Genomic DNA, 21,747 nt, shown 5'->3' on the forward strand with positions numbered 1-21,747 from the left:
ATCATATCTATTATTTCAACAACCAGAGGGCTGGCACATTGGAAGGTTCCCAGCCTGTCAGTGAGGTATGGCTCTGGCGGCATTCATAGGTGTTTCCGTTGTAGCTTACGAGCGTCCCGGCGGTGTAAGCTACATTCGGCGCCCAAGGCTGCGCGGCAGGTGGTGCTGCCGTCGTGGCGCTCACGGAATTGCTGGCCGCCGATTCGTTTCCGGTTGCGTCTATGGCACGAACCGTAAAGGTGTACGACGTGCTGGCACTCAGGCCGGAAACGGTGTATTCGGTCGTCGTACCGGATACGGTTCCAGCAAGCGTTGTGCCGCGGTAGATTTTATAACCGGTTACCCCAACGTTGTCAGTGGATGGATTCCACATGAGCGTAACGCTGGAAGAAGTGGGAGTGCCCATGACATGCAGATTGCCTGGAGCAGTAGGCGCCTGCGTATCATTTACAACCTGGCTTGTCGTAACGTTCACGGTATTGCTGGCAGCGGACAAATTGCCCGCAGCATCCACTGCCTTCACCTGGAAGGAGTAAGCCGTATTTGCCGTCAAACCGGTTACATTATAGTTCAAAGTCGATCCAGAGACCGCTGCAATTTGATTAGTTCCATTGTAAATACGATAACCCGTCACCCCCACGTTGTCCGAGGAGGCATTCCAGGATAAATTAACGCTGGTTGAAGTAACTCCGGAGAATGCGAGGGAAGATGGAGCAGTTGGCGCTTGCGTATCCACCGGATTGCTTCCGCCAAAATTAACATCGATTACATTGTAGAAAGCATTGGCCGTGTCTGCGATTTCCCAAACCGCCAGAATGACATGATAACCGGTACGAGCCGGTACATTACAAGTATCGGAGTACGTAAACGGAGGCCGTACGCCGCCGTAATCCACGGAGCAGAACGGTGTCAGATCAAAAGAATCCCGAGTCAACGGGGCATCCGGGTTCCAATTGGGTTTGGTAATATAATATTTCCAGCTAGACGTTGCATGGGCCGCGGTCAACGTCCAGTGGAACGTATTCGTCCCCGAAGACATATTGACTTTCGTCCAGCGGTTAGCCGATTGCTCATCCAGTTTCGGGAAGATGCCGCCCGCACTGGCGATTTTGCCGTCAGCCGGTCCTGCAGCAGGGAATCCCTTCGGCGCTTCCAAGCTATGAGGTTCATAGACTACCGCACCGCAGTCCGTATTCTGACCAAGTTTGCAGAGATAACCCCGGCTACCCGGTGAATCTATATATCCGTGAGCAGAAGCTTTTTCAGCTAACAGGAACATACAAAAAACAGCAATCAACATAATCCCGAAAGAAGTAAGCGCCTTCAATAACAAAGAATTCGATAAACGAATAGAAGTCATTATCAAATACCTCCTTATAATTTGGACATGTCTTATCATTTTAAAGCGCTGTATAGTTATACTTTCCTGTCGCTCTTAACGACCAAACGCCTTCCCCCTCCCGTCTCTGAATTAGCCGTTATGAAAAAATCTCAGGCAAACTCGATGGCCGCGCACTCCCTTCTAAGCAAATTTATATAAACCTTGATAGGTTTATATACAACATGACAAAGATACCGTGGATGATTGCTGGAAATAGGGTAAGAAAATAGAGAAGAAGCTGAATCGGAAGCAAATAGACAAAACCGGAGATTCTATAAAAAGAGGAAGAAAAAAGTAAATATTGTATTCTTGTCCAATTATAACGCTAGTTATGAACTTTGTGTGAACTATCGTTGAAAAACGGTGATTTTTAACAAAAATTGTAGTTATTTATAATTTTTCTCACTTTAACTTATTTATATTTGTCTCACAAATGTAAAATAAGCCCCGAACAGAGTCCGGAGCTTAGGGTAGAAAGATATTTTATTCGTCGTTCACTAGATCTCAAACAGCCTCCGGATGTCCTCGATTCGCCCGTTCGCCAATTCGTAGCCCTGTTGACAGGTCTCCCTCAGTTTGCCGATATCCTTTTCGAAGCTGTCTAAAGGTGTCTCGGGACGAAGAATAATCGCCCGCCCCTCTCGTTCAAGCTGTTCACAAAACGCCACCGTTTCATTGTAGCGCTCATGCCTCGTAAGCAGTACTTCCTCCAGGTTCGGATACTTGCGGCGAAGAAGACGAGCCACGTGCGTATTTCGTTTGCTGAACGATTTTCTGTACCCCTTAGGTTGCGTCAACACAATCAAATGTTTATCATTTCCGTCTGCGATGGCCTTGCGGATGGGTATAGGGTCGCTCAACCCGCCGTCATAATACTTTTGACCATTCAGCTCGATCGCCGGAAATACAAGCGGTATGGCACAAGTGGCCCTAAGCATAGTCCATCGCTCGTCCGCTTCCATTCCATCCATATATTCCGCCATTCCCGTATGTGCATTCGTAACACCGACCAGAAGTCTGCCTGTATAATTACGATAGGTTAATGTATCAAACGGAATCAGCTTGGCTGGAATTTCTCCGAATACAAAATCAAGTCCGAACAAGCTGCGGCTCTTCAAAAAGTTTCGATAACCTATGTACCTGCGATCATGACGATACTTCTCCATAATTTCAAGATTTCTCCGCTTTTGCTTCGAAATATAGGAAATCCCGTTGCTGATTCCGGCGGACACTCCGATACAGTACGGGAACATTAGATCATGATCCAGAAGCGCATCCATGACCCCGGCACTGAAAATAGGACGGAGGGTTCCCCCTTCCAATACTAAACTAGGCACTTAAATCCTCCTTATTGCGCAAATGCTGAAGAGCGACTTTTTGAACTCACACTTAAAATAAAATCATCTTACTAAATCATAGTCCAAGGAGATAAATATGTAAATAACTGCTAGAATCCCGATAAATTAGAAAGAACCCTGCCGCGGCAGAGTCCTTGGGTTCATGTTGAACTCAGATCGTATTTACACGAAGGTTCTAGATACAATAACCAAGAGGATGAACAATACCAAAATAACGCCGGTAGAAGTCCAGATTCCGCCTACGTATCCGCCCTGATTTCCGTTATCGCAGCCCGACATGGCTTTCCCTCCCTTTTTTAATATACGGTATCATATTATGTCCTCCGAACTGAGGAAACGGCATAAGCATAGTTCCAATAAAAATAATGCCGCTTAGCAGAGGTACCTTACTTCTTCACGCGCCTATATTTTAAAAGTAGCCTATTCAAGTCATATCCGGCCCGCATATCATAAATAAAGACGATTTGAAGCAGGTGGTACGTTTGCCCAACAGAGGAAGACCGTTAAATAAAAATAGAAATAAGAACCGCGGCAACAGCAGCAGCAATATCATCAGTGACGAAATTACTTCGGATGATTTGGCGATTATCGGGGCAGGATTGGCTGTCCTGGGAGATCTGTTTGCTTTTTTATCACTGATCAAGGTTCAACAAGAAGAAAAAGATGCGGCAGCCGGAAAAGAGAAATAAAAAAGCGTGGGGACTCTCATCCCGACGCTTTTTCTATCCGAGCTCCTTTTTCGGGCCGGCATGCTTTAGCCGCCATTTTTTCCATCTGCGCCATCTCAAGTACAGGAGTCCGATCAGAAGCACTCCCAACCCGCTGAAGAAATAAACCAGGTACTTCTCCACCAACAGGATGACATGCTGCCATTGCTCTCCAAATATGTAGCCGATACCGACAAAGACGACAACCCATAGGGCCGCTCCCGGATATGCATACAGCGCAAAAGTACGGAAAGGCACCTGAATGATGCCGACGAAATAGCCAAAGAACTGTCTGACCCCCGGAATAAAGAAGCTGATCAGCAGCATCCTGTTCCCGTATTTGTCATAGGTCTTCCTCGTTTTCTCAAGATGGGAAGGCTTCAGGAAAAACCACTTGCCGTAACGCTGAACCAGCGGCGCCCCTACATGATGTCCAATGAGGTAGGTAATAGTAATGCCGATCACGGAGCCCGCGAACGCGACTAATATTGCGGGAAATAAAGAAAGAACCCCTTTATAGGCCAGATATCCCGTATATGTTAAGGTAGTCTGCCCCGGAGGCAGGGGCAATGCAATAAAATCCACAGGAAGTCCAAGCAGTAATACGAAGTATCCGTATTCCCGGAACATCCCTTCAATCCATTCCAGCAGGTTCATATTTAGGTTGTCTCCTCTTTCTCTGTTCCAAAGGCCCTTTCCGGAACACGCCGCCGGATCGTTCGTTATTAGTATGAACGGCGAAGCGAGATTTCAAAATAGACTCCGGTCGTAATCTTTCCCGGACTTTAGTCCGAATTGGACAACCTGTCCTTCATTTGCTCTTCCATCGCTGAGATCAATTCTTTTTCCTTCTCCAGCATGTTCTGCGTATAAAAATACAATTCAGGCGAATACATCAAGTATTTGCTGTCCCCGACCGAAAGAGACAATTTTTCCAGCCGGCTCATCCGGTCCTGTATCATCTGCATACGGTATTCAAACAATCTGGTGCGGGTTTGCTCATTCAGAAGATTGTAATATGCCAGGCGGATACTCCATTCATCATCCACTTCGATCATTTCCGGCGTAAAGCAGTTAATTTTATCGTAAAAGTCCTTGCGGCCTTTTTCGGTAATGGCATAGACATGCCGGTTCGGTCTGCCTTCCTGTTCTTCCATCGTTTTGCTGACCATACCCTGCTCTTCAAACCGCCTTAATTTCGGGTAAAGCGAATTGTTATTGATGATTTTTTTATTATTCATGACAAATACGATATTTTTCTTAATCTCATAACCATGCTTAGGCCCCTGCATTAACTGGGCCAATATCAATAACTCGATTTCCATGCAAATCCTCCGAACCCTCGAATCAATTACATCGTTTCATATCCCTTTATTTTACTCTATTCGCCATAACGTGCCAATCACTTGTTTATAGGAGGATTTTCACATTAGTTGTGATACTTTTCACATATTTGTCTTCTACTCCATTTTATAATTAGGTTAAATTAACCTATGTTATATCATTCTTAATCTCGAGAGGAAGATGCAGCATGGCATTTCCAAATTTGTTCAGTCCGCATAAGATCGGAAGTATGGAGTTGAAGAACCGCATTATTCTGCCTGCCATGGGTACCAAAATGAATGAACCCGGCGGCTTCGTGAGCCAGCGGCTGATCGATTACCATGTGGCCCGCGCCAAAGGCGGATGCGGCTTGAACACCGTAGAAGTTACCACCGTGCATCCGACGGCTTTCACAGAAGATTCGCCGGCGCTGTTTGACGATAAATTTATCCCTGGCATGAAAAAATTAGCCGACAGTATACGCGAAGCTGGCGGTAAGAGCTGTCTGCAACTATGGCATGGCGGAAAAGTCGCCTACAATCCGAACCAGGTCTCCTCATCTCCGATCGCGTTCGAGGGCGTTGCCATCGTACCGAGAGAACTCGAAACTGCGGAAATCCCGGAAATGGTTCAAGCCTATGCGGACACCGCGGCCCGTGCCAAGCAAGCGGGATTTGACAGCGTAGAATTCCATGCTGGACACGGATATTTGCCTCAGCAATTTTTGAGCCCTGCCATGAATTTCAGGCAGGATGAATACGGCGGCTCCTGGGAGAACCGTACCCGATTCCCGCTGGAATGCATTCGAGCCATTCGCCGGGCGGTCGGCCCGGACTTTCCGATTCTGATGCGCATCTCCGCTATTGAGGATTTGCCGGGCGGACTGACGCTGGAAGATATGAAGGCATTTTCTGTGCTCGCAGAGCAGGCCGGGATCGACGCGATTAACGTTTCGCGCGGAGTTCCTTCCGGGGCCGCGATCAAATATGAAGTGCCTCCGATCGATCTGCCGGTAGGCTTTAACGTTGATAATGCGACCCAGATCAAATCGGTGGTCGGCATTCCCGTCATTGCCGTAGGCCGCATCAACGATCCTGCGGTCGCCGACCGGATCATCGCCGCAGGGCTGGCCGACTTTGTCGCTATCGGCCGGGCGCAGCTTGCCGACCCGGAATTCTGCGCGAAGTCGGAAAGCGGCCGCGAAGCCGAGATCATCAAGTGTGTCGGCTGCGACCAAGGCTGCTTCGACGGGTTCGTCAACCCGAACGTGCCGTTTATCAGCTGCATGTTCAACCCCGCCACCGGCCGGGAAAGCGAATATGAGCTTGTACCGGCCGAGCGGCCGAAACGGGTCCTCATCGCCGGAGGAGGACCGGCCGGGCTGGAAGCGGCCGTAACATTGAAGCGGCGCGGACATGAGCCGATCCTTTGCGAGAAGAGCCATATGCTCGGCGGACAGCTGTATATCGCCGGCGCGGCTCCGCGCAAAGAAGAGATGGCCGGTGCGGCGCTCGGCATGGGCGAGGCTGCGAAGCGGGCTGGCGTAGAGATCCGTCTGGACACGGAGGTCACGCCGGAATTGATCCGGGAGATTCAACCGGATGAAGTGATCCTCGCCATCGGCTCAACACCGGTCATCCCTCCTGTGAAAGGTGTGGACCGCGGACATGTCGTAGGCTCGCATGATGTCCTTTGGGGCACGGTACGCCCGGTAGGCAACATCGTCATCATCGGCGGCGGCCTCGTCGGCCTTGAAGTCGCCGAGCTGCTCGTCGAGCGCGGCCAGAAGGTGACCGTGGTTGAAATGCAAAACGAGGTGGCCGCGGATCTTGGACTGCTTCGCAAAATATGCGTGATGGAAAGTCTTTACGGCCACGGTGTACAGCTTATGACGAACACCAATTGCCTCGCTATTGAACCGGACCGCGTCCTCGTCCTCCAAGGCGAAGAGGAGACATCCATCCCGGCCGATTACGTCGTTCTGGCCGCCGGCTCCCGGGCCCTGGACAAACAAAAGCTTACCGATTGTCTTGAGGAATGCAGCATCCCTTACCATATCATCGGCGACGCCAAACAGGCCCGCCGTGCCCTCAACGCGGTATGGGAAGGCGCCAAAGTGGCACGATCCATCTAACACTAACACCATCCGAACATACAGCAACCCGGCAGGCACTGAGCCAGCCGGGTTGCTTTTTTTATCCTTTTTCGTATCAGCCGAAACGTCCGGAAATATAATCATCCGTCCGTTTATCCGACGGGTTCGTGAAAATATTGCTCGTATCATCGTATTCAACCACTTCGCCCATCAGGAAGAACGCCGTTTTCTCCGATACTCGGGCCGCCTGATGCATATTGTGGGTCACGATAATGATGCTATAGTCGCGCTTCAGCTCAGCGATCAGCTCTTCGATTTTTGCACTCGAGATCGGGTCCAGCGCGGACGCCGGCTCATCCATCAAGATGATGCTCGGACTGACCGCAATCGATCTCGCAATGCAAAGACGCTGCTGCTGGCCGCCCGACAGAGAGAGCGCCGAGCGGTTCAGCCTGTCTTTCGTCTCTTCCCACAAAGCAGCCTTCGTTAGCGATTCCTCCACGATCTGATCCAGCTTCTTCTTATCGCGGATACCATGGTAACGCGGACCAAAGGCAATATTCTCATAAATGGACTTATGAAACGGGTTCGGCCGTTGCCAAACCATCCCTATTTTTTGCCGTAGCAGAACCACATCGGTCTTGGGATCGTTGATATTTTCATTCCCGATCCAGATTTCCCCGGTGATCCGGGCGCCTCCGATCAAATCATTCATCCGGTTCAAGCTGCGCAAAAAGGTCGATTTCCCGCAGCCTGACGGGCCGATCAAAGCCGTTACCTGCCTGGAGGCAAAGTCGAGAGAGATTCCTTTGACCGCTTGCTTTTCCCCATAGAACACGCTCAAATCCTTGGTGGACAATTCTATATTTTGCATGGGAGTCCTCCTATTTCGTAGCCGTAAATTTCTTGTGCAACAGACGGCCGATCCATCGTGCCAACAGGTTGAACAGCAGCACCATAAGAATCAGCACTGCGGAAGCTCCTGCGGCAATCTCCGGAGCATCCGGCGCAAGTCCCTCGGAATTGATCTTCCAGATGTGGACGGCCAGCGTCTCCGCAGGACGGAACGGGTTCAGCGGCGACATCGGGCTGAGCGGATTCCAATCCGAAAAGTCCAGACGCGGACTGCTCATACCTGCCGTAAACAGCAGGGCTGCGGCTTCACCGAACACGCGGCCGGCGGCCAGAATCGTACCGGTCAGAATAATCGGCAGAGCGATAGGAAGCATAATGGATTTGATCGTTTTCCATTTGGACAAGCCCAGCGCCAGACTGGCTTCTTTTTGGGCCTGGGGAACGCTTTGCATGCCCTGCTCCGTAATCCGCACCATAAGCGGCAGGTTAAATACCGTCAACGCGAGCGCGCCCGAGAACAGCGAAAACCCAAAGCCGAACACATTGACAAAGACGAGCAAGCCGAACAAGCCGACTACGATCGACGGAAAAGAGGACAGAACCTCAACGATCAAACGGATAAAATCCGTTACTTTTCCCGGCTTGGCGTATTCGCTCATATAAATGCCCGCACCTAACCCGAGCGGAACCGTGATAAGCATCGTCAATACTAACAAGAACAAAGAGTTGAATAATTGCGGTCCGATCCCCCCGCCCTTCTTGATCGTTTCGGGAGGCGAGGTCAGGAAGTCAAAACTGATGTGTCCAATGCCGCGCACGAGAATAAATCCGAGCAAACCGGCCATGATCAGAACGATGATACCAGCAAAAAATATAATGACTGCGGTAGCGATTTTATCGGCGGTTTTTGCGCTCATCGATTTGCTCTCCTTTCAAGAAACCGGACAATGAAGACGAAGACGAAGGTCATTAACATAAGAATTAAGGCCAGTGTCCAGAGGACGTTATTTTGAACCGAGCCCATAACCGTGTTCCCCATACTGAGCGTAATCGCGCTTGTTAGCGTCGACGCAGACTCAAACAGGGATTTTGGAATATGAGGCGCATTCCCGATAACCATCTGTACGGCAAGAGCTTCCCCAAACGCTCTAGCCATCCCCAGCACCACCCCGGTCATTAAAGCCGGCAATGTAGTTGGAATGACCGTACGTGCAAGAGTTTGCCAGCGTGTAGCACCAAGCGCATAAGAGCCCTCTTTTAGCCCCGGCGGAAGCGCGGCTAGAGCATCCGTAGCAATGGATGTCATGGTCGGTAGAATCATAATCGACAATACGCTAGCCCCGGCAGCGATCCCCAGACCTTGTCCGGGAAAAATGTCCCTATAAAACGGTACGATGACGCTGAGTCCAACAAACCCGTAGACAACGGACGGAATACCCGCCAGCAGCTCAATCGCCGGCTGAAGATATTTTCTACCGATCTTCGGCATAATTTCCACCATGAACAAGGCTGCGCAAATGCTGAGCGGGGCGGCGATGATCGCCGCCAAAATCGACGTACTGAATGAACCTATAATAAACGGCAGCGCACCGAATAACGGCGGCTCCCCTTCCGGTTTCCACTTGGTACCTCCGAAAATTTCTCCTAACGAGATTCCATTTTTAATAAAGGAACTAAAACCTTTGGTAGCGACAAAATAGACTAAGGAAAAAATAGTCACCACCAATAGCACGATGCATAAGGAGGTAAATACTTTACCAGTCCACTCTTCAATAATATGCTGTTTTAGTTTGCGTTTTTCTCTGGACTGAGCCATGAGACCTCTCCTTTTTTACAGCACAGAAAGAGGCAGATGGTTCCGCCTCTTGTCCTGCTGTATGATGTTCTCCGGAATTATTTCGTGATGTTACCGTCCACGTCGCGTTTAACTTGCATTTTGCTGGCCGGAATGTAACCAAGCTCAACAACATCGCCGTTTTGCACTTCCTCGGATGCCATGTAATCCAGGAATGCTTTTACAACTTCATTCGGCTCGCCTTTCGTGTACATATGCTCATAAGCCCATACCGGATAAGTACCGTTCGCCACATTTTCTTCTGTAGCGTCCACGCCTTCATATTTCAATGTTTTCACGGAATCGTCCAGGTAAGAAAGAGCAAGGTAGCCGATAGCCCCAGGTGTTTCGCCTACAAGCTTCTTAACCGTACCGGAGGAATCCTCTTGGATCGCGCCCGCAAGATCTTCGGTTTTCGTTCCAAGCGCATATTTTTCAAAAGTGGCCCGGGTACCGGAGCTGGATGGTCTGTTGACGATTTGGATCGCTTGATCCGGACCGCCTGCATCTTTCCAGTTCGTAATTTTGCCTGTGAAGATTTGGACCAACTGATCTTTCGTCAGATTATCGATATTTACATCCGGGTTGACTACAGCTGCCATAGCTACGACTGCGACTTGGTGGTCAACCAATTCGCCGGCCGGTCCGGCTTCAAGCTTTTCTTCTGCAAATACGTCAGAGTTACCGATATCCGCTTGTCCGCCCGATACTTGAGTCAAGCCGGTACCGCTGCCGCCGCCTTGAACTTGAATCGATACTTTCGGATTTTTGTCCATAAAGCTTTTGGAAGCCTGATCCACCAATGGTTGCAAAGCGGAAGAACCAACGGCCAAGATAGAACCGGAAAGCTCGCTCGCCTTGTCATTTCCACCGTTTGCCGAACTGTTTGTCCCCGCATTATTTCCTGTAGCAGAATTGTTCGTTTTGTTTCCTTGACCGCATGCAGCCAAAGTAAATGTTAAAATCAGTGCCATAACCAGCATCAAGCTCTTTTTCATTGTGAAGGTTTCCCCCTTGATTTGTTTGTATAACCTGATTATAAAAAGCAAGTATCAATCCCGTGTTTTCGTTTTGTAAACGCAGTGTTAAAAATAAAAAAGACGATTGCATAGGACAATGCCCTAATACAACCGTCTGTAAACTTATAATGTATTCAATTCATCATGATACGCCCGTCTTCCGCCTACGAATCCTTTGACCGGCAATCACACCTAATAAAACTCCTGCCACTCCGAATATCGAAACGGAAGACACCACTTGATACGCCTGCCATCCCAACAGAAAGGCCAGTCCGCTGCCGAAGGTCGTTCCTGCCAAAAAGCCGATGGCCGGTCCGTTCAAAGCGTCTGTTTTCACTCGTTGCCGCTCCTTCCTTGGGAATCAGGACGATCAGATCAGACTTTCTGACACTCCTATCAGAGGTCCTCTCCCGTATTTTTGGACAAAAGTCCCTTTAATTCTTTCATAAACATATTGATATCCTTAAACTGACGGTAAACCGATGCAAAGCGGACATAGGCGACTTCATCGACCGGATACAATTGCTCCATCACCAGTTCGCCGATTTCCCGGCTCTCCACCTCGGCATTAGCCGAGTGGCGCATCGACCGTTCCACCTCGGAAACGATCGTTTCCAGTTGTTCAACTGAGACCGGTCTTTTCTCGCAAGCCCGGATGAGACCGCGCAGCATCTTCTCACGGCTAAATTCTTCCCGGCTGCCGTCTTTCTTAATCACGATCAGCGGCATTTCTTCCACCATTTCAAAAGTTGTAAAACGGCGGCTGCATTTTTCGCATTCACGGCGGCGGCGAATCGACCTGTTTTCATTGGCGGGTCTGGAGTCCAGTACCTTGGTCCCTAAATAATCGCAGTAGGGGCATTTCATATGTATGCCCTCCCTTCTAAATAAGCTATAATCTCATTTTATAATAATTCCAATAAATTACTTTAAAAACACGTAATGAACTTTGCCTTCCCCGAGCATAATACTTGTACCAACCGCAAGGAGGTGAACAATCATGGCCCAAAACAACAATAGTTCTTCGAATAACCTGGTGGTTAGACAAGCTACCGGAGCCCTGGAGCAAATGAAGTATGAAGTAGCTCAAGAGCTTGGGATTAACTTCCCGCAAGACGGATATGCTGGTAACCTGACATCTTACGAAAACGGTTCGATCGGTGGTTACATTACCAAACGTCTGGTAACTTTGGCCGAGCAACAACTGGCAGGTCAATTCCAATAAACACCGATCACCGGGAAGCTTAGACAGCGTTAGCTGTCTAAGCTTCCTTTTTTGCGTCAGAAATTCTCATAAATACTGGAGTACTGATTATAATAATGGGATACCCGTTGTACGTAATGACGGGTTTCAACGAACGGAATATCTTTGGCCGTTTCCAACCGGCCGTCCCAACGTCCGCTCTTGATCCAATTTTTTACGTTTGTCGGTCCTGCATTATAGGCGGCGATAACCTCAATCATATTACCGTCGAATTGCTCGGACAACCACCTCAAATACCAGGTTCCGATCTGAATATTCGCTGCGGTTTCCTCTTTTAAGCGGTCCAGCGGCACATCTTCCATTTTCGCCTTTTCAACAATCCACTCTGCCGTATCCGGCATAATCTGCATAATTCCAAGCGCGCCTTTTCTGGATTCGGCCTCCGAGTTATATTTCGACTCGACCTTTATGATCGCTGCGACCATCAAAGGATCAAGACCGTTATTCCGGGCATGATACCGGATTTCGTCTTTGTAATGAATCGGATAAAACAATGATAACCAAGCGGAATTAAAAAATAAAATCAGTATAAAGCCAAGGAGCAGCAGAAGCAGGACCCGCTTTTTTCGCAGAAACCTCATGCCGGTCCCTTTTTCCGCCAGAAGTCGTCTATTTGAAGTTCCGTCTCTTTCCTGCCGAGACTGTTATCTATCAAAATATCCGCCCTCTCTCTTTTTAATTCGATGTCCATCTGTGCCCGAAGTCTCGCTTCAGCCTCTTCACGGGTCAATCCGTCTCTGGCCATTAACCGTTCAAGCTGCAATCCGCGCGGCACATAAACAACCATAATCTCGTCGTAGAGACTTTCCAAACCGGATTCGTATAAAAGCGGAATATCCGCAACGACCAACCTGTTCGGATCGCTGGCTTCAAGCTCCGCCATCCGTCTCTTCATTTCGCTGCGAATGGCCGGATGCGTAATGTTCTCCAGCGCTTTTCGCTGCTGCGGATCGGAGAACACGATACTCCCTAACCGCTTCCGGTCCAGTTGCCCTCCGGGAAGCAGGACTTCTTGTCCAAAATGCTCCGCCACTTGGGCAAGGACCGGGTGACCCGGCTCCATGATTTCCCTGGCGATGACATCGGCATCAATTAATGCGGCTCCCCGCTGGACGAGCATTTGCGAAACCGTGCTTTTCCCGGTGGCGATCCCGCCGGTCAACCCGATATTCATGATTTCACTCCATTTCCGGTACTGCGGCCGGATGACGCATGGACGTTGTCGAACCGCTTTTTGACCGCATTCCCTCCTCCATGGCCGGCTTTGACGGAACTTCCAGTGCGATCCGACGGCTGGCAGTTTGGACAATAATGCGTCCCTCTTCCGCCCACTACCGTCTTCTCGACGGGTTGTCCGCAATTGAGACATGGCTCTCCCTGCCGTCCGTAAATCCGCAGTGAATGCTGAAACATTCCCATCTCACCTTGGCCATTGACATAGGACTTGATCGAGGATCCTCCGGCATTGACCGCTTCATTCAAAGTAGCAAGTATCGCTTCGTACAGAGACTCCAGAGCTGTATCGCTTAAGGTGTTCGCAGGCTGCTCCGGATGAATCCCCGCGCGAAAGAGCGCTTCGTCTACATAAATATTCCCTAGTCCCACTACATATTCCTGGTTCAGGAGGACAGGCTTGATCTTCGATGTCCGTTTGGCAATCGCACCCCGGAAAGCCTCCTTGGTAAATCCCTCGTCCAACGGCTCCAATCCCAGTTTGGCCAACGGCTTATGGTTAAATTCCTCACCCGGAAGAAATAGATGCATCGTGCCAAACTGACGGACATCTTTATATCTGAGCTCGGTCCCGTCCGTAAAATGAAAAATGACATGCGTATGCTTCTCAACGGGGTCCTCGCTGCGGTACAGCCCGTACCGGCCCTCCATCCGCAGATGGGAGACCAGTACAAGTCCATCCATTATAATTCTTAAAAATTTGCCTCTGCGGCCGACATCGAGAATCCGATGTCCCGCCAGTTCCATTTCAAAACGCCGAATATCGTCAGGCCGCTGAATGATCCGCGGCAGCGATACCGTTACGGATTGTATCGTTTTGCCGACAATTAACCCGGTCAATGTTCGTCTGACCGTCTCTACCTCCGGTAATTCCGGCATGCCAATTTCACCTCTAATGATTGATATATCTAGATTCGATGCCGAATACGCCACAGCAATACTTCGTGATCAAAAGCTGAGTTTTTGACCTACCTAACTTCAATGGAGGTTCAAAAAGTCGGGTTTTCAGCACCGAGAAGGTTGGATGAGGCAGGGACTGAGGAGCGGAGCGTAGGATATTCCTACGTGAGCACCGGAAGGCCCTGCTGAATTCAAGATTCGATGCCGAATACGCCACACAGCAACACTTCGTGATCAAAAGCTGACTTTTTGAACTACCTTTCTATTTGGCTTCGTACCAGTTAAGGCCGCTGCTAACCTCCGCCTTAAGCGGCACGGACAGCTTAAGCGCCTTTTCCATCGTTTCCGGCACAAGCTTGGTCATTACTTCAAGTTCTTCCGGCGGCACTTCGAATACAAGTTCGTCATGTACCTGAAGGAGCATGCGGCTCTTTAATCCATGGCTGCTAAGCGCTTCGTCCATCAGCACCATCGCCAGCTTGATAATATCGGCGGCCGTTCCCTGGATCGGCGTATTCATAGCCGTTCTCTCGGCAAAGGAACGAAGATTAAAGTTGGACGCATTGATTTCCGGCAAATACCGTCTGCGCTCCAGCAGCGTCTTGACATACCCGTCACGCTTGGCATCACGGACGATTTCGTCCATGTACTTGCGCACGCCCTCGAACGCGTCAAAATACTGATCGATAAACCGGGCCGCTTCCTTCCGGGTAATATTCAGGTTCTGTGACAATCCGTAATCGCTGATCCCGTACACAATTCCGAAATTGACGGCTTTGGCCGAGCGGCGCATGTTGGCGTCAACCTGATCCGCGGAAACCCCGAATACGTCCATCGCGGTTTTCGTGTGAATATCCATATCGTGCAGGAACGCTTCCTGCAAGCCTTTGTCACCCGAAATATGGGCGAGAACGCGCAATTCGATTTGCGAGTAGTCGGCCCCCAGAATGAGCCAGCCTTCCTCGGAAGGAACGAACACCTTACGGATCTTCCGCCCTTCTTCCATACGGATCGGGATGTTCTGCAGATTCGGATATTGACTGCTCAGTCTGCCGGTAGCCGCAACGGTCTGCCGGAAATACGTATGCACCTTACCCGTTTCGCTGCGGATTTCCTTCAACAGGCCCTCCACATAGGTGGACTGCAGCTTGGCCAGTTGGCGATACTCCAAAATATATTGGACGATATCGTTATAAGGCGCCAGCTTCTCCAACACTTCCGCATCGGTGGAATACCCCGTTTTAGTCTTCTTGATCACTGGCAATCCCAGCTTATCAAACAGAATTTCACCCAATTGCTTCGGTGAATTCAGATTAAATTCTTGTCCCGCGATTTCATAAATCTTCGCAACCAGCTTGCTGATCTGAGCTTCAAACTCCTTGCCCAATTCCACCAAATCATCGCGGTTGACGGCCACTCCCTGCTTCTCCATGTCCGCCAAAATCCGGGACAGCGGCATTTCCAGATCATAAAAGAGAGAACGCATCTCGTTCTTTTCCAGTTCGGCCTCCTGTAGAGGAACCAGCTTCATAATGGCATCGCATTTGCGCGCCAAATGCTGGCTGAGCACTTCTTCATTCGGGACCTTGAACTTGGCGCCTTTTCCATATACGTCATCATCCGAGGCCAGGCGGGAAATCCCGTACTTCGTGGACAGGGCGCTTAGCGTCTGGTCGTTTTCGGTCGGATCGAGCAGATAAGCGGCAAGCTCGATATCAAAATTCGCGCCGGCAAAAGGAATCCCTTCCCAATGCAGGGTCAGGTCGGTCCGGTGTAAATTATAGCCGCGCTTCGGTACATTTTCGTCCTTGAGCCAAGCCAGAATGGGACCCGCTTCCTCGCTCTTTAAAAACTCCGGCGAAATGTAAAAGTGGCGCTCCGGAGTGGACAACACCATACCCATAAGAATGGCGTGATGCGGATTTTCACCGGATGATTCCACGTGCAAGTCCTTGATTTGCGGCAGCAATTCACCCAATTCCGGCATCACGGCGGCGTTCACGATCGTAACATCCAGTTCTTTGACCGGTTCGGCCGCTTCATGGCCGGCTTCGCTGTCTCCGCCCGTAAATGACAAACGCTCCAGCAAGGATTTGAATTCCAGCTTACGCAGCATCGGAACAGCAGTTTCTTCCTTCAGACCGGTGAATGTCATGTCTTCCCAAGAACGCTCAACCGGCACTTCCCGGAAAATCGTGGCGAGCCGCTTGCTCATCCGCGCATCCTCTGCATGATTCACCAGATTTTCTTTCATTTTTCCCTTCAGTTCATCCGTATGCGAAAGCACTTCTTCCACGGAACCGAACTGATGCAGCAGCTTCAGCGCCGTCTTCTCTCCAATGCCCGGCACCCCGGGGATATTGTCGGAAGCATCGCCCATGAGACCCTTCAAATCAATGATTTGAAGCGGACTAAGCCCGTATTTTTCTTCAATCTCTTTAGGACCGTAAGGCTCAACCTCGCTGATGCCCTTCCGGGTCAACGCTACAGTGACCTTATCGCTGACTACTTGCAGCATGTCCTTATCCCCGGTAACGACAAGCACCTCGCGTCCCGAGTCTTCTCCCTGTTTGCTGATCGTGCCGATGATGTCATCCGCCTCATACCCGGACAACTCAAACCAGGCGATGCCGAGACTTTCCAGCAGCTCGCGCATCAGCGGAAATTGCTCCGACAGCTCGGACGGAGTTTTCTCGCGTCCGCCTTTATATTCCTGATAGCCTTCGTGCCGGAAAGTTTCCTTACCCGCATCAAACGCGACCAGAATATGAGTCGGATTCTCCTCCTGAATCAAGCGCAGCAGCATATTCGTAAAACCGTATACGGCATTCGTGTGCAGACCGCTGGAATTAGTCAGCGGGGGCATTGCGAAAAAAGCGCGATAAATAATGCTGTTGCCGTCTATAAGAATCAATTTTTCCATATGACACCTCGTCCTTCAGCATACTCCTGTACCTATTCTAACACATGGACTCCTTTTATAAAAAACAGACTTTAAAAAGAAAGAACGCCGAAAAATCAGCGTTGTTCGGCGTTCGGAGCCTCTGGCGCTTTGTAATCAAGAGTTAGCCCGAACGAAAAACCGGCCCCTGTCAAAGACAGGAGCCGGAAATGAGATTTAATAATTAAAAAGATGTCGGAGGATTCGTAATGTAAGGGGCTTTGCCCGGAGTGGAATGCTGATGATCCGCAGCAGGCTTAAGCTCGGGAGCCTGACCTTGAGGCTGCGGCTTCGCCACATACTCGAAGTTCCCCGTGCCGTCGTAGAGCGGCCCGTTTGCCCAGCGGCCCTGACTGCTCTCTTCCCCTTCGGAGAAGTTCAAGAATTGACGGCTGGCTTCCTCCACGATCAGTTCTCTTGGAAATGAAGCCGGCGCGATCGGTCCGTCCATTTGTTCAATCTCATCGATAGCCGCTAACCATTGGTTTTGGTGCAGGATATCGCGGGCGATCATAAAGGAAAGCATTTCCCGAATCCCGGGATCCGTCGTCTGCTCGTATAACCGCACCACCTGAACCAAACCTTGGGATTCGGCATTCAGATTGGCGCGGAAGTCCGCCAGCAGATTGCCGCTGGAGACGATGTAACGCCCGTTCCACGGAAATCCGTTACTATCGGAAGGCGTAGCTCCCAAACCGGACACGATCACGTGCTGCGGATTCATGCCGCCGAGCGCCGCTCCGATCAACGGGTCCTTCGCGAGTTCATCGACCTGATCCGCGGGAGCTCCGTCCAGCAATTGGGAGATCATCGTGCATAACATTTCAACGTGCCCGATTTCTTCCGTGCCGATATCGAGCAGCATATCGCGGTACTTGCGGTCCGCACGGCAGTTAAAACCTTGGAACAAGTATTGCATCATGACCGACATTTCTCCGTACTGACCGCCTAATACTTCCTGCAACTTCCTTGCATAGGCGGGATCGGGTCTTTCGGGTTTGCCTTGAACTGGAGTTCTTTGATGTGAAAAAACATGATATTCCTCCTTATGTTCATGAGATGCTGTATGATCCGTTAATTTACTTACCCTTCTCAAACAAGGCGAATCAAGACACGTTGCCGAAGCATTCGTGCATGATGCCTGGATTCGTCAGGAAGGTCGGTCTATACGGCAAGCGGAGGAGGATCTATTCCATGTTCATCGTTGGAGCTCCCGTCGATGCGATTATTGGTTTAAATCAGGGCGGTGTCCCGTCACGAGATAAACCGTACTTTCCCCGATATTGGTGGCATGGTCGGCAATCCGTTCGATGTAACGTCCTACCAGAGTCAAAAGCATCGCCTGCTGAAGCTCGCCGGCATGCTCAACCATATGGGCATACAAGTCCCGGATGATCTGACTGTACAAATGGTCAACCTCATCGTCATCCTTTGCCATCTTATAAGCCAAATCCGTGTTCTCGTCCAAATAGGATTGCAGCGACTCCTGAACCATGACGACGACCAGTTCGGCCATTTTCGGAATGTCCACAAGCGGTTTGATCAATGACTGGCCTTCCAGGCGAATCGTCACCTTCGCAATATCGATAGCCAGATCGCCCATCCGCTCCAGGTCGCTGGAAATTTTGAAAGCCACGATAATACGACGCAGATCCTTGGCTACCGGCTGCTGGGTAACAATCAGCCTTGATCCTAGATCCATCACCTGTTCTTCCATTTGATTTAGGATGATATCCCGCTCAACGATTTTCTTTGCTTCCTTGGCGTCAAAGGTTTGAAGAGCCGTAATCGATTCGGTCAGCGCACGCTCCACATGCTCTCCCATTTGCCTGAGTAATTGCCGCAAATCCTCCAGATTCTGATCAAATTCCTTTCTTTGAATCATCTCAAGTTGCCTCCTTTATTATCCGAACCGGCCGGAAATGTAATCTTCAGTACGCGAATCCCGCGGGGTCGAGAACAGGGTCCTCGTATCGTCAGCCTCAATGATTTCCCCATTCAGAAAGAAGACGGTTCGATCCGAAATACGAGCTGCCTGATGCATGTTATGCGTAACCATAACAATCGTAAATTTATCTTTCAGTTCCTGGACGAGCTCTTCGATCTTCAGTGTGGAAATCGGGTCCAGCGCGGAGGTCGCTTCATCCATCAGCAAAATTTGCGGATGAACCGCGATTGCCCGGGCAATACAAAGCCGCTGCTGTTGTCCTCCTGACAAGCTCAGCGCAGAGCGTTTGAGGAAATCCTTCACTTCATCCCAAAGCACCGCTTGCCTCAGACTTTGCTCGACGATTTCGTCCAGTTCGGCCTTGTTCTTCGTTCCGTGCAATCTTGGACCGTAAGCCACATTGTCATAGATGGACTTAGGAAAAGGATTGGGCTGTTGGAACACCATTCCTACCTGTTTGCGCAGCGTTTCCACTTGGACATCGTCGCCGTAAATTTCTTTGTCTGCGATCTTAACGGACCCTTCGATTCTTGTGGCCGGAATCATGTCGTTCATCCGGTTCAAGGTCCGGAGCAAGGTCGACTTCCCGCATCCCGACGGTCCGATGAAGGCGGTGATCGCTTTTTCCGGAATGTCGAGCTTAACATTTTTCAGCGCATGGAACTGGTCATAATACAAATTTAAATTTTCAATATGAATAATCGGCGTCATGACATTTCTCCCATAGTATATTGTCAAATATGAAACACGGACATCGCCCTGAAGCGAGCCCGTGCCGGATCTTAGGTAATTAGGTACATGACGATTTTACCTTTCTTATGTAAAGAGGATTAAGCTGAATTGTAAACGCTGTGTAAAATTTATACTCCTCCCGTTTCGGCAAGCCTCGATAATTCCCGGCGCACCAAACCGGTGGTGAGCGCAGCGGTCCCGGATGAACGTACAACCTCTTCTCCCCGCTTCTCGTTCTGGTAAGCAGACTCGACAAGCAGTCCGAAAGTATTTTCGGCCTTCTCAACCCTGCCTAGACTCTCTTCCATTTCTTTAGCGGTGGACACTGCGGAGTTGGCGGTTTGATCGACCAGGCCGCCTACCTGCTCCAGCGTCGTTCCGATTTCCCCGGACAGCTTCTTCGTCTGCTGGGACAGCTTTCGTACTTCGCTGGCTACAACCGCGAAACCGCGCCCATGCTCCCCGGCATGCGCCGCTTCGATGGAAGCATTCATCGCCAGCATACCGCTTTGGTCAGCCAGTTCCCGGATTCTTGCGGCAACCTGTGATATCTCTGCAGCACGTGCGCTGAGCTCGGTGACCTGCTGCTCCTGCGAACGGGTCATGTCCGCTACCCGGGTAAATGAAGCTTTCACTTCTTCAAGCTCGAGCCTGCCTGCGGAGGCCAGTGAAGTCATTTTTCCGGATTCCGTTAAGTTCCGCTTCGATGCTCCCGAGGCCTCTTCCACCGCACGCAATATTTCCTCCACCCGATTCCGTGTCTCGCTTATCGCCGAACGGCGGGCTTGCTCCGCTTCCCGCTGCAGATCCCTCGACAGCAGCATCAAATCCTGAACGGTCAATATGCCCCTAAACCGTCCTTGCTCCGTTACGATCATGCTGTCATAGAACTGGTGGCCTTCACGGTTTAATGCGGCATCCAGCAGCTCCGCAGCGGAAATGGACAGCTCGCATACAAGCGGGCACCGCTCCGAGAAGTCCTTGGCGGGCCGTTCATAGAACAGGTCGGCTGCGAACCTTCCCGCCAGGTGGCGGTAAAACGTATCCCGCATAATCAGGCCGACCGGAGAGCTATAATCATCACAGATTACGATACAGGGAAGATCCGGCTGTTTTTGAAACATCCGCAGCACCTCTTGGCACAGTTCCCGTGGATTTATTACCGGCACGGTCCGGCAATAAGCCTCCGCTGAGACCCCACTTTCTCTTTTTAATTCAAGGATTGCCTGGTTGCTCAATTCTACCACTCCTCATCCCTAATAAAACTAGAGTATGCCTGAATGATAGACCAATAGTGTTAGGGGAATGTTTACAGGACGAAAGCACTATGTAAAATAGGCCGATATTCCTTGGTTTGATAAACAAAAAGCCCATCATTCCAAAATCAATGATGGACCGTTTTTTTCTTATTAACCACAAGCTTGTACCCGACTCCCCGGATCGAATCGATATGAACGGATCCCGGATCGAGCTCAAGCTTTTTGCGGAGCGAACTGACATGTACGTCGACCGTGCGCTGGCCACCGATATAATCAAATCCCCAGACCGCGTTCATCAGATCGTCCCGGGTCATTACCACCCCAGGCTTGCGGGCCAGGTACAGCAGCACTTCAAACTCCTTAGGCCGAAGCGTGATCTGTTCTCCGTTAAGAGTCACTTCGTATTTCTCGGGATAAACCGTCAATGCGCCAAGGGATATTTGAGCCTCAGACTGCACTGGGGAAGGCTCCCGCTCTTCCTGCCCATTCGAACGCCGGAGAACGGCAGCTACTCTGGCCAAAAGCTCGGCAACGCCGAACGGCTTGGTGATGTAGTCATCCGCACCTGACTTCAATCCCTCGACGACCTCTTCCTCCGCATTTTTGGCTGTCAGAATAATGATCGGCGTCTTTACGCCTTCTCCCCGCAGCTTGGACATGATTTCAAACCCGTTCATGCCGGGAAGCATCAGGTCCAGCAAAATGAGATCAAACTCCTCCTGCATCGCCGTATCAAAGCCGATCTGCCCATGCTCGGCCACAACCACTTGGTATCCTTCACTCGTTAAATTGTAAGACAGCAGTCTCGAAAGCGTCGGTTCATCCTCTATTACCAACAATCGCTGCGTCATAGTTACCCCCATTTTCTCCAAAAGTTACGACCTATCCGTTACACGTT

General features: G+C 50.2%; 22 protein-coding genes and 1 pseudogene. 3 read left to right on the plus strand and 20 right to left on the minus strand.

Translation table 11 applies throughout. From position 1 onward, the window contains the following. Positions 1-10: 10 nt before the first annotated feature. The 3 genes from KJS57_RS21365 to KJS57_RS21375 all read right to left on the minus strand — a co-directional run bounded on the left by KJS57_RS21365 (position 11) and on the right by KJS57_RS21375 (position 3,018). The gene (locus tag KJS57_RS21365) at positions 11-1,360 is read right to left on the minus strand and encodes a lytic polysaccharide monooxygenase (RefSeq protein WP_213656299.1); all 1,350 of its coding nucleotides are present in this window, start codon (positions 1,358-1,360) and stop codon (positions 11-13) included. A 518-nt stretch (positions 1,361-1,878) separates the two neighbouring features. Next, positions 1,879-2,718 carry a patatin-like phospholipase family protein gene (locus tag KJS57_RS21370; protein ID WP_211021030.1) on the minus strand — a complete coding sequence of 280 codons (840 nt, stop codon included), beginning with the start codon at positions 2,716-2,718 and terminating at the stop codon, positions 1,879-1,881. Between the two features lie 183 nt (positions 2,719-2,901). Next, positions 2,902-3,018 carry a sporulation protein YjcZ gene (locus KJS57_RS21375; RefSeq protein ID WP_211021029.1) on the minus strand — a complete coding sequence of 39 codons (117 nt, stop codon included), beginning with the start codon at positions 3,016-3,018 and terminating at the stop codon, positions 2,902-2,904. 203 nt (positions 3,019-3,221) lie between these two features. Between KJS57_RS21375 and KJS57_RS21380 the strand changes: the two genes are divergently transcribed. Then, positions 3,222-3,428, plus strand: coding sequence for a hypothetical protein (locus KJS57_RS21380; protein ID WP_211021534.1), 207 nt, complete (start codon positions 3,222-3,224; stop codon positions 3,426-3,428). Between the two features lie 33 nt (positions 3,429-3,461). On the opposite strand, the gene KJS57_RS21385 is transcribed toward KJS57_RS21380, so the two are convergent. Both KJS57_RS21385 and KJS57_RS21390 read right to left on the minus strand, forming a co-directional pair. Further along, entirely contained in the window at positions 3,462-4,103 is a 642-nt protein-coding gene (locus tag KJS57_RS21385) for a DedA family protein (protein ID WP_211021028.1), read from the minus strand. A gap of 128 nt (positions 4,104-4,231) precedes the next feature. Beyond that, the gene (locus KJS57_RS21390; protein ID WP_211021027.1) at positions 4,232-4,771 is read right to left on the minus strand and encodes a PadR family transcriptional regulator; all 540 of its coding nucleotides are present in this window, start codon (positions 4,769-4,771) and stop codon (positions 4,232-4,234) included. Between the two features lie 206 nt (positions 4,772-4,977). On the opposite strand from KJS57_RS21390, the gene baiCD reads away from it, so the two are divergent. Further along, on the plus strand, positions 4,978-6,903 hold the full coding sequence (gene baiCD, locus KJS57_RS21395) for a bile acid Fe-S flavoenzyme BaiCD (RefSeq protein ID WP_213656300.1): 1,926 nt from the start codon (positions 4,978-4,980) through the stop codon (positions 6,901-6,903). Between the two features lie 76 nt (positions 6,904-6,979). On the opposite strand, the gene pstB (KJS57_RS21400) is transcribed toward baiCD, so the two are convergent. The 6 genes from pstB (KJS57_RS21400) to nrdR all read right to left on the minus strand — a co-directional run bounded on the left by pstB (KJS57_RS21400) (position 6,980) and on the right by nrdR (position 11,439). Continuing rightward, a complete protein-coding gene (gene pstB, locus KJS57_RS21400) occupies positions 6,980-7,738 on the minus strand; it encodes a phosphate ABC transporter ATP-binding protein PstB (protein WP_211021025.1) in 759 nt (252 codons plus the stop codon). A gap of 10 nt (positions 7,739-7,748) precedes the next feature. Then, a complete protein-coding gene (gene pstA, locus KJS57_RS21405; RefSeq protein WP_211021024.1) occupies positions 7,749-8,636 on the minus strand; it encodes a phosphate ABC transporter permease PstA in 888 nt (295 codons plus the stop codon). Next, positions 8,633-9,535, minus strand: coding sequence for a phosphate ABC transporter permease subunit PstC (pstC, locus tag KJS57_RS21410; protein ID WP_211021023.1), 903 nt, complete (start codon positions 9,533-9,535; stop codon positions 8,633-8,635). Before pstC ends, pstA begins: the two co-directional genes overlap by 4 nt. Positions 9,536-9,612: 77 nt before the next feature. After that, the gene (locus tag KJS57_RS21415) at positions 9,613-10,551 is read right to left on the minus strand and encodes a phosphate ABC transporter substrate-binding protein (protein WP_213656301.1); all 939 of its coding nucleotides are present in this window, start codon (positions 10,549-10,551) and stop codon (positions 9,613-9,615) included. Positions 10,552-10,714: 163 nt separating this feature from the next. Further along, the gene (locus KJS57_RS21420) at positions 10,715-10,909 is read right to left on the minus strand and encodes a hypothetical protein (RefSeq protein WP_211021021.1); all 195 of its coding nucleotides are present in this window, start codon (positions 10,907-10,909) and stop codon (positions 10,715-10,717) included. A gap of 59 nt (positions 10,910-10,968) precedes the next feature. Then, the gene (nrdR, locus tag KJS57_RS21425; RefSeq protein ID WP_211021020.1) at positions 10,969-11,439 is read right to left on the minus strand and encodes a transcriptional regulator NrdR; all 471 of its coding nucleotides are present in this window, start codon (positions 11,437-11,439) and stop codon (positions 10,969-10,971) included. 133 nt (positions 11,440-11,572) lie between these two features. Here nrdR and KJS57_RS21430 point away from each other — a divergent pair, with 133 nt between their 5' ends. Next, positions 11,573-11,797 (plus strand): alpha/beta-type small acid-soluble spore protein, encoded by a 225-nt coding sequence (locus KJS57_RS21430; protein ID WP_211021019.1) that lies wholly within the window; start codon positions 11,573-11,575, stop codon positions 11,795-11,797. 56 nt (positions 11,798-11,853) lie between these two features. On the opposite strand, the gene KJS57_RS21435 is transcribed toward KJS57_RS21430, so the two are convergent. From KJS57_RS21435 to KJS57_RS21475, 9 genes and pseudogenes are all read right to left on the minus strand, one after another. Further along, positions 11,854-12,417: a lytic transglycosylase domain-containing protein gene (locus KJS57_RS21435; RefSeq protein WP_211021018.1), complete on the minus strand. Its 564-nt coding sequence runs from the start codon at positions 12,415-12,417 to the stop codon at positions 11,854-11,856. Beyond that, a complete protein-coding gene (coaE, locus tag KJS57_RS21440) occupies positions 12,414-13,010 on the minus strand; it encodes a dephospho-CoA kinase (protein WP_213656302.1) in 597 nt (198 codons plus the stop codon). Before coaE ends, KJS57_RS21435 begins: the two co-directional genes overlap by 4 nt. Next, complete coding sequence (gene mutM / locus KJS57_RS21445) at positions 13,007-13,948, minus strand: DNA-formamidopyrimidine glycosylase (protein WP_213656303.1); 942 nt, start codon at positions 13,946-13,948, stop codon at positions 13,007-13,009. Before mutM ends, coaE begins: the two co-directional genes overlap by 4 nt. A gap of 283 nt (positions 13,949-14,231) precedes the next feature. Then, positions 14,232-16,892, minus strand: a complete 2,661-nt coding sequence (polA, locus tag KJS57_RS21450) for a DNA polymerase I (RefSeq protein WP_213656304.1) — start codon at positions 16,890-16,892, stop codon at positions 14,232-14,234. A gap of 202 nt (positions 16,893-17,094) precedes the next feature. After that, a pseudogene (locus KJS57_RS21455) lies at positions 17,095-17,945 on the minus strand (manganese catalase). 190 nt (positions 17,946-18,135) lie between these two features. Continuing rightward, positions 18,136-18,795, minus strand: a complete 660-nt coding sequence (gene phoU, locus KJS57_RS21460) for a phosphate signaling complex protein PhoU (RefSeq protein WP_211021013.1) — start codon at positions 18,793-18,795, stop codon at positions 18,136-18,138. Positions 18,796-18,813: 18 nt separating this feature from the next. Then, entirely contained in the window at positions 18,814-19,569 is a 756-nt protein-coding gene (pstB, locus tag KJS57_RS21465) for a phosphate ABC transporter ATP-binding protein PstB (RefSeq protein WP_211021012.1), read from the minus strand. A 149-nt stretch (positions 19,570-19,718) separates the two neighbouring features. Next, entirely contained in the window at positions 19,719-20,828 is a 1,110-nt protein-coding gene (locus tag KJS57_RS21470) for a methyl-accepting chemotaxis protein (RefSeq protein ID WP_213656305.1), read from the minus strand. Between the two features lie 146 nt (positions 20,829-20,974). Further along, the gene (locus KJS57_RS21475; protein ID WP_211021010.1) at positions 20,975-21,700 is read right to left on the minus strand and encodes a response regulator transcription factor; all 726 of its coding nucleotides are present in this window, start codon (positions 21,698-21,700) and stop codon (positions 20,975-20,977) included. Between the last annotated feature and the right edge of the window lie 47 nt (positions 21,701-21,747).

Source organism: Paenibacillus vini (genome assembly GCF_018403325.1).
Taxonomy (GTDB): Bacteria; Bacillota; Bacilli; order Paenibacillales; family Paenibacillaceae; genus Fontibacillus; species Fontibacillus vini.

What these genes read in the sequence shown, in the direction of transcription:
- KJS57_RS21365 (WP_213656299.1), bottom strand. Translation starts at nt 1,360, where the DNA reads ATGACTTCTATTCGTTTATCGAATTCTTTGTTATTGAAGGCGCTTACT.
- KJS57_RS21375 (WP_211021029.1), bottom strand. Translation starts at nt 3,018, where the DNA reads ATGTCGGGCTGCGATAACGGAAATCAGGGCGGATACGTAGGCGGAATC.
- KJS57_RS21385 (WP_211021028.1), bottom strand. Translation starts at nt 4,103, where the DNA reads ATGAACCTGCTGGAATGGATTGAAGGGATGTTCCGGGAATACGGATAC.
- KJS57_RS21390 (WP_211021027.1), bottom strand. Translation starts at nt 4,771, where the DNA reads ATGGAAATCGAGTTATTGATATTGGCCCAGTTAATGCAGGGGCCTAAG.
- baiCD (WP_213656300.1), top strand. Translation starts at nt 4,978, where the DNA reads ATGGCATTTCCAAATTTGTTCAGTCCGCATAAGATCGGAAGTATGGAG.
- pstB (WP_211021025.1), bottom strand. Translation starts at nt 7,738, where the DNA reads ATGCAAAATATAGAATTGTCCACCAAGGATTTGAGCGTGTTCTATGGG.
- pstA (WP_211021024.1), bottom strand. Translation starts at nt 8,636, where the DNA reads ATGAGCGCAAAAACCGCCGATAAAATCGCTACCGCAGTCATTATATTT.
- pstC (WP_211021023.1), bottom strand. Translation starts at nt 9,535, where the DNA reads ATGGCTCAGTCCAGAGAAAAACGCAAACTAAAACAGCATATTATTGAA.
- KJS57_RS21415 (WP_213656301.1), bottom strand. Translation starts at nt 10,551, where the DNA reads ATGAAAAAGAGCTTGATGCTGGTTATGGCACTGATTTTAACATTTACT.
- nrdR (WP_211021020.1), bottom strand. Translation starts at nt 11,439, where the DNA reads ATGAAATGCCCCTACTGCGATTATTTAGGGACCAAGGTACTGGACTCC.
- KJS57_RS21430 (WP_211021019.1), top strand. Translation starts at nt 11,573, where the DNA reads ATGGCCCAAAACAACAATAGTTCTTCGAATAACCTGGTGGTTAGACAA.
- KJS57_RS21435 (WP_211021018.1), bottom strand. Translation starts at nt 12,417, where the DNA reads ATGAGGTTTCTGCGAAAAAAGCGGGTCCTGCTTCTGCTGCTCCTTGGC.
- coaE (WP_213656302.1), bottom strand. Translation starts at nt 13,010, where the DNA reads ATGAATATCGGGTTGACCGGCGGGATCGCCACCGGGAAAAGCACGGTT.
- mutM (WP_213656303.1), bottom strand. Translation starts at nt 13,948, where the DNA reads ATGCCGGAATTACCGGAGGTAGAGACGGTCAGACGAACATTGACCGGG.
- polA (WP_213656304.1), bottom strand. Translation starts at nt 16,892, where the DNA reads ATGGAAAAATTGATTCTTATAGACGGCAACAGCATTATTTATCGCGCT.
- phoU (WP_211021013.1), bottom strand. Translation starts at nt 18,795, where the DNA reads ATGATTCAAAGAAAGGAATTTGATCAGAATCTGGAGGATTTGCGGCAA.
- pstB (WP_211021012.1), bottom strand. Translation starts at nt 19,569, where the DNA reads ATGACGCCGATTATTCATATTGAAAATTTAAATTTGTATTATGACCAG.
- KJS57_RS21475 (WP_211021010.1), bottom strand. Translation starts at nt 21,700, where the DNA reads ATGACGCAGCGATTGTTGGTAATAGAGGATGAACCGACGCTTTCGAGA.